Origin of the sequence: Devosia geojensis, from assembly GCF_000969415.1 — a bacterium.
Taxonomy (GTDB): Bacteria; Pseudomonadota; Alphaproteobacteria; order Rhizobiales; family Devosiaceae; genus Devosia; species Devosia geojensis.
Genome location: NZ_JZEX01000041.1, coordinates 1 through 5,239, shown reverse-complemented (window position 1 = coordinate 5,239; position 5,239 = coordinate 1). Strand labels below are relative to the sequence as shown.

Genomic DNA, 5,239 nt, shown 5'->3' with positions numbered 1-5,239 from the left:
GTGATCCACACAACCACCCCCACCCTCATTCCCTCCCCTCAAGGGGGAGGGAGGCCCATCGTGCTTGTCGCGCTGTCCTACTCCATCCACCGGCCTGGCACGGAGGATGGGAGGGGGGTAGCGGAGCCAGAGAGAGGCAGGGATCATGACCCGCTCGACGCCCTTCGCCGTCCTCGTGATGCTCCTTGCGCTCCTCGTCCTCTGGTACCTCGGTGCGATCGGGCTCAACGGGCCGGTGCAGAACGACATGTACCGGCGGGCAGACGTTGCGGGGGTGCCGCTGACGCAGTTCATTCTCGATACCTGGAACCAGCAGCGCCCGGTGCTGCCGACGCCGCATCAGGTGTTTGGCGAGCTGTGGAACGCCACGGCGCTGGTGGCGCCGACCGTGCCGCGCTCGCTCTTCTTCCATGCCTGGGTGACGCTCTCGGCAACGCTCGCGGGGTTCGTGCTGGGCTCGGCGCTCGGCATCCTCCTGGCGGTGATGATCGTCCACTCCGAGGCAATGAACCGCTCGCTGATGCCGTGGGTGGTAGCAAGCCAGACGATCCCGATTCTGGCGCTGGCCCCGCTGATCGTCGTCATCGGCTTCAATGTCTTCACCGGCACCTTCGGCGTGCCGACGGACCCGGCCCGGTTCATCTCCAAGGCGATCATTTCGGCATACCTGTCGTTCTTTCCGGTGACGGTCGGGATGGTGAAGGGCCTCAGGAGTCCCGAGGCGATCCAGCTCGACCTCATGCGCACCTACAACGCCTCGGAACCCCAAGTCTTCTGGAAGCTGCGCTGGCCGAGCGCGCTGCCCTTCCTCTTCACCTCGATGAAGGTCGCGGTGGCCGCCAGCCTCGTCGGCGCTATCGTCGGCGAAATGCCGACCGGGGCGGTCGCCGGGCTCGGGGCGCGGCTCCTCAACGGCTCCTATTATGGGCAGACGACGCAGATCTGGTCGGCGCTGGTCATGGCCTCGATCCTCGCCGCGCTTTTGGTGGTGGCGGTCGGCGTCGTCGAGCGGCTAGTTAACGCGAAGATGGGAGCGCGGCCGGCATGAGCCAGATGCAGCATTATCTCGCCATCGTCGCCTGGGGCCTTTGCGCCGCCGCGCTCGCGCTGGGTTCGCTGATCGCACCGGGATTACCTCCGTGGCTCCTCGTTTTCACCATCGTCGGCTCGCTCTCGGCAGCACGGATGTTCGTGCGCTTCAGCCTCTGGGTCGACGGCACGATCGCCGCCCTCGGCATTGCGGCAACGCTCGTCAGCCTGCCCGAGATGTCGCCGCCCCCGCCGGCTTTCTACTGGCTGGCGCTGGTCGCTGCATGGGTCTTCGCCTGGCTCTTCGTCGAGCGGCTCTCGCGCGCCATGGGGCGGGGCGAGGTGGAGCCCGGCGTCTTCGGTTTCCTCGTGCCGCTGATCTTCGGCATCACGATCCTTGCCCTCTGGGAGGCGGTGACGCGCGGGGCCGGCGTGCCTTCCGTCATCCTGCCGCCGCCCTCGGCCATCTGGGCGCGGATCGCCTCGAGCCTGCCGACCCTCTGGGCCGATTTCCAGCAGACGTTCCTCAAGGCCGTGCTGATCGGTTACACGCTCGGCTGCGGGCTCGGCTTTGCCGTCGCCATCCTCATCGACCGCTCGCCGTTCCTCAAGCGCGGGCTCCTGCCGCTCGGCAATTTCGTCTCGGCGCTGCCGATCATCGGGGTCGCCCCGATCATGGTCATGTGGTTCGGCTTCGACTGGCCGAGCAAGGCCGCCGTCGTCGTCATCATGACGTTCTTTCCGATGCTGGTGAACACGGTCGCGGGTTTGAACGCTGCCGGCGCCATGGAGCGCGACCTGATGACGACCTATGCCGCCGGCTACTGGCAGACCCTATTGAAGCTGCGCCTTCCCGCCGCGGCGCCCTTCATCTTCAACGCCCTCAAGATCAATTCGACATTGGCCTTGATCGGCGCCATCGTGGCGGAATTTTTCGGGACGCCCATAGTGGGAATGGGCTTCCGGATATCTACCGAAGTCGGCCGGATGAATGTCGACATGGTCTGGGCCGAGATCGCGGTGGCGGCGCTCGCGGGATCGGCCTTTTACGGGGTGGTGGTGCTTCTGGAGCGCGCCATCACCTTCTGGCATCCGTCGGTGCGCAGCGCCTGACGGGGCCGCAACAAGGAAGGGAACAGGGAATGAAGAAACTAACAATCGCAGCGCTCGCCGGCGCGATGGCGCTGGTGGGCGCAGGGGCGGCGACGGCGCAGGATAGCGTCGTGCTGCAACTCAAATGGGTGACCCAGGGGCAGTTCGCCGGCTACTACGTGGCGCAGGCCCAGGGCTTCTACGAGGAGGAAGGGCTCACCGTCGAGATCAAGCCCGGCGGGCCGGACATCGCCCCTGAGCAGGTGATCGCCGGCGGCGGCGCCGACGTCATCACCACCTGGATGGCGGCCGGTCTTGCCGCGCGCGAGCGCGGCGTGCCGCTGGTCAACATCGCCCAGCCGTTCAAGAACTCCGGGCTCCTGCTCACCTGCCGCAAGGACATGGGTGTCGAGACGACCGAGGACTTTCCGGGCAAGACGCTCGGCGTCTGGTTCTTCGGCAACGAGTATCCGTTCTATGCGTGGATGGCCAAGCTCGGGCTTGGAACCGAAGGCGGAGCGGAAGGCGTCGAGGTCTTGAAGCAGGCGTTCAACGTCGATCCGCTGATCCAGGGGCAGGCGGCCTGCATCTCGACCATGACCTACAACGAGTACGGCCAGGTGCTGCGGGCCGGGCTCGCGGAAGAGGACCTGACCGTCTTCAACTACCGCGACGAAGGCGTCGGCATGCTCGAGGACGGGCTCTACGTACTCGAGGAGAACCTTGAGGATCCTGCCTTCGTCGACAAGATGACCCGGTTCGTCCGCGCCTCGATGAAGGGCTGGGCCTATGCCGCCGAGAACCCGCAGGAAGCCGCCCAGATCGTGCTCGACAACGACATGACGGGCGCCATGATGCTCGAGGACCAGGTCTATCAGGTCAACGAGATCAACAAGCTCGTCGCCGGCTCGACGGGCGTGCTCGACGAGGCCGACTACCGGCAGACGGTCGATACGCTCCTCTCGGCGGTGTCGCCGGAGAACCCGGCCATCACCAGGGAGCCGGAGGGGGCGTTCTCGACGGTGGTGACCGACGGGCTTTGAGGCCGTGGGGGCGGAGCCGCCGGCTCCGCCTCTCTTTCGAGTCGTGCCACGCCCTCGTGGTTCGAGGCCGTTACGCGGCACTTCACCATGAGGGCTACTGATAGGGGCACGGTATCACAACAACCCTCATGGTGAGGTGCGAGCGAAGCAGAGCCTCGAACCACGAGGGCGTGGCACTATTCCGCCCCGTCTCAATTGTCATCCCGGCTTCGCAGGGATGACAGCCGGTGGGTGGTGTTGGTTACCTGCCCCAAACTGCGATCGACGTATCGATCCGCCCGCCCGCATATCTCAAGCCTTCCGGCCGATCCTCTTGCAGCAACAGAGGACCGTCCAGGTCCACCCAATCGGCGAGGCCCGACAGCAGCAGCGCTGGAGCCATCGACAGCGACGTGCCGACCATGCAGCCGACCATCAGTTTCATGTCCCGTTCGCGTGCCCTACGGGCAAGGCCGATGGCTTCGGTGAGGCCGCCGGTCTTGTCGAGCTTGATGTTGATCGCCTCATAGCGGCCGGCAAGCGCATCGAGGCTCGCGAGCCCGTGGATGCTCTCGTCGGCGTAGATGGGCACCGGGTGCGGTAGCGTGCCGAGGGGCGCGTCGGCGCCCGCCGGCAGCGGCTGCTCGACGAGCTCGATGCCGAGGTCGCGGCAAGCGGAGAGATTGGCGGCGAGGTCTTCGGCCGCCCAGGCTTCGTTGGCATCGACGATGAGGCGGGCTTGCGGCACCGCCGCGCGGACGGCTGCCAGCCGCTCGCGATCGCCGGCACCGCCGAGCTTGAGCTTCAGCAGCGGATAGGCCGCAGCCTTGCTCGCCGCTTCCGCCACCGCCTCGGGCGTGCCGAGGCTGATGGTGTAGGCGGTTGTCACTAAAGGTGGAACTTCGAGCCCGGCGAGCGCCGCGACGCTGGCGCTGGCGAGCTTGGCGTCGAGGTCCCAGAAGGCGCAGTCGAGGGCGTTGCGGGCGGCGCCCGGCGGCAGGGCCGATTGCAGCGCCTGCCGGTCGAGGCCTGCGGCGATGGCGGGGGCAAGCGAGAGGATCGCCGTGAGGACACCCTTGGGCGTCTCGCCGTAGCGGGCATAGGGCACGCATTCGCCGTGGCCGGTGACGCCGTCGCGGGTCAGCGTCACGTGCACCACCACCGCCTCGTGTTTGCTGCCGCGCGAGATGGTGAAGGTGCCCGCGATCGGGAAGCGCTCGATTGCCGCGGCAAGCTGCGTCATGGCTCGAGCTTCAGTTCGGCGATGAAATCGTAGCGGTCGCCGCGATAGGAGGATTTCGTCACCTCGATCGCCCGGCCGTTGGCGAGGAACGAGTGCCGCTCGATGTGGAGGATCGGGCTGCCGGCGACGACGCGCAAGAGATCGGCCTCCTTCTTGTCGGCAATGGCCGAGCGCAGGCGCTGCAACGCGCGCACCGGCATGTAGCCGTTGCGCTTCAGCGTCTCGTAGAGCGACTCGCCGATGTCGGCGCTGCCGACGGCAAAGAGCGGCACCACGGCATGCTCGACGGCGAGCGGATCGTTGTCGGAGAGGCGCACGCGCGAGAGGCGCAGCACCGGCTCGCTGGGCGAGAGGCCGAGCTTGAGCATCTCTTCGGGGTCCGGCAGGCCGGTGGTCTTGGAAAGGACGATGGAACGCGCCTCGGCGCCACGCCGGGCCATGTCGGCGGTAAAGCCGATGAGGACGGAAAGCGGCTGGTCGACATGCGGCGAGACATAGGAGCCTGCGCCCCGCCGCCGGGCGATGAGGCCGTCGCGGAAGAGATCGTCGATGGCGCTCCTGACGGTGACGCGTGACAGGCCCGTGGCCTTGACCAGCACCCGCTCGGACGGCAGCGCCTCGCCGCCGCGCAACTCCCCGCGCTCGATGAGTTGGCGCATGGCGCCGGCAAGTTGGAGATAGAGCGGGTCTTCGCTCGCGCCCGCGGCCGGCAGGTGCGCGAGGATACGGGCGAGGACGGCCGAGGTTTCGGGTTCGGTGGTGGGCATAGTCATGGCGCACATCCCCACGCGCACTCCGACCCCTCACCCTGTCCCCCTCCCCAGAGGGGCGAGGGGACGCTGTGGAAGCCGCT

5 protein-coding genes are annotated in these 5,239 nt (G+C 67.3%); 3 read left to right on the top strand and 2 right to left on the bottom strand.

What is annotated here, in order from left to right:
- Positions 1 to 145 precede the first annotated feature (145 nt).
- The 3 genes from VE25_RS02760 to VE25_RS02750 are packed head-to-tail and all read left to right on the top strand — an operon-like array spanning position 146 to position 3,164.
- Entirely contained in the window at positions 146 to 1,048 is a 903-nt protein-coding gene (locus VE25_RS02760) for an ABC transporter permease (protein ID WP_046107061.1), read from the top strand.
- Entirely contained in the window at positions 1,045 to 2,142 is a 1,098-nt protein-coding gene (locus tag VE25_RS02755) for an ABC transporter permease (RefSeq protein ID WP_083988681.1), read from the top strand. Before VE25_RS02760 ends, VE25_RS02755 begins: the two co-directional genes overlap by 4 nt.
- Positions 2,143 to 2,171: 29 nt before the next feature.
- Positions 2,172 to 3,164, top strand: coding sequence for an ABC transporter substrate-binding protein (locus tag VE25_RS02750; RefSeq protein WP_046107060.1), 993 nt, complete (start codon positions 2,172 to 2,174; stop codon positions 3,162 to 3,164).
- A 241-nt stretch (positions 3,165 to 3,405) separates the two neighbouring features.
- Here VE25_RS02750 and dgcA read toward each other — a convergent pair whose 3' ends face one another.
- Positions 3,406 to 4,386 (bottom strand): N-acetyl-D-Glu racemase DgcA, encoded by a 981-nt coding sequence (gene dgcA, locus VE25_RS02745; protein ID WP_046107059.1) that lies wholly within the window; start codon positions 4,384 to 4,386, stop codon positions 3,406 to 3,408.
- Entirely contained in the window at positions 4,383 to 5,159 is a 777-nt protein-coding gene (locus tag VE25_RS02740; protein WP_052731680.1) for a GntR family transcriptional regulator, read from the bottom strand. The genes dgcA and VE25_RS02740 overlap by 4 nt, the downstream gene beginning before the upstream one ends.
- Positions 5,160 to 5,239: the final 80 nt, after the last annotated feature.

Excerpts from the sequence above, each read along its gene's own strand:
- VE25_RS02750 (WP_046107060.1), top strand. The coding sequence starts at position 2,172 with ATGAAGAAACTAACAATCGCAGCGCTCGCCGGCGCGATGGCGCTGGTG.
- VE25_RS02760 (WP_046107061.1), top strand. The coding sequence starts at position 146 with ATGACCCGCTCGACGCCCTTCGCCGTCCTCGTGATGCTCCTTGCGCTC.
- VE25_RS02755 (WP_083988681.1), top strand. The coding sequence starts at position 1,045 with ATGAGCCAGATGCAGCATTATCTCGCCATCGTCGCCTGGGGCCTTTGC.
- dgcA (WP_046107059.1), bottom strand. The coding sequence starts at position 4,386 with ATGACGCAGCTTGCCGCGGCAATCGAGCGCTTCCCGATCGCGGGCACC.
- VE25_RS02740 (WP_052731680.1), bottom strand. The coding sequence starts at position 5,159 with ATGACTATGCCCACCACCGAACCCGAAACCTCGGCCGTCCTCGCCCGT.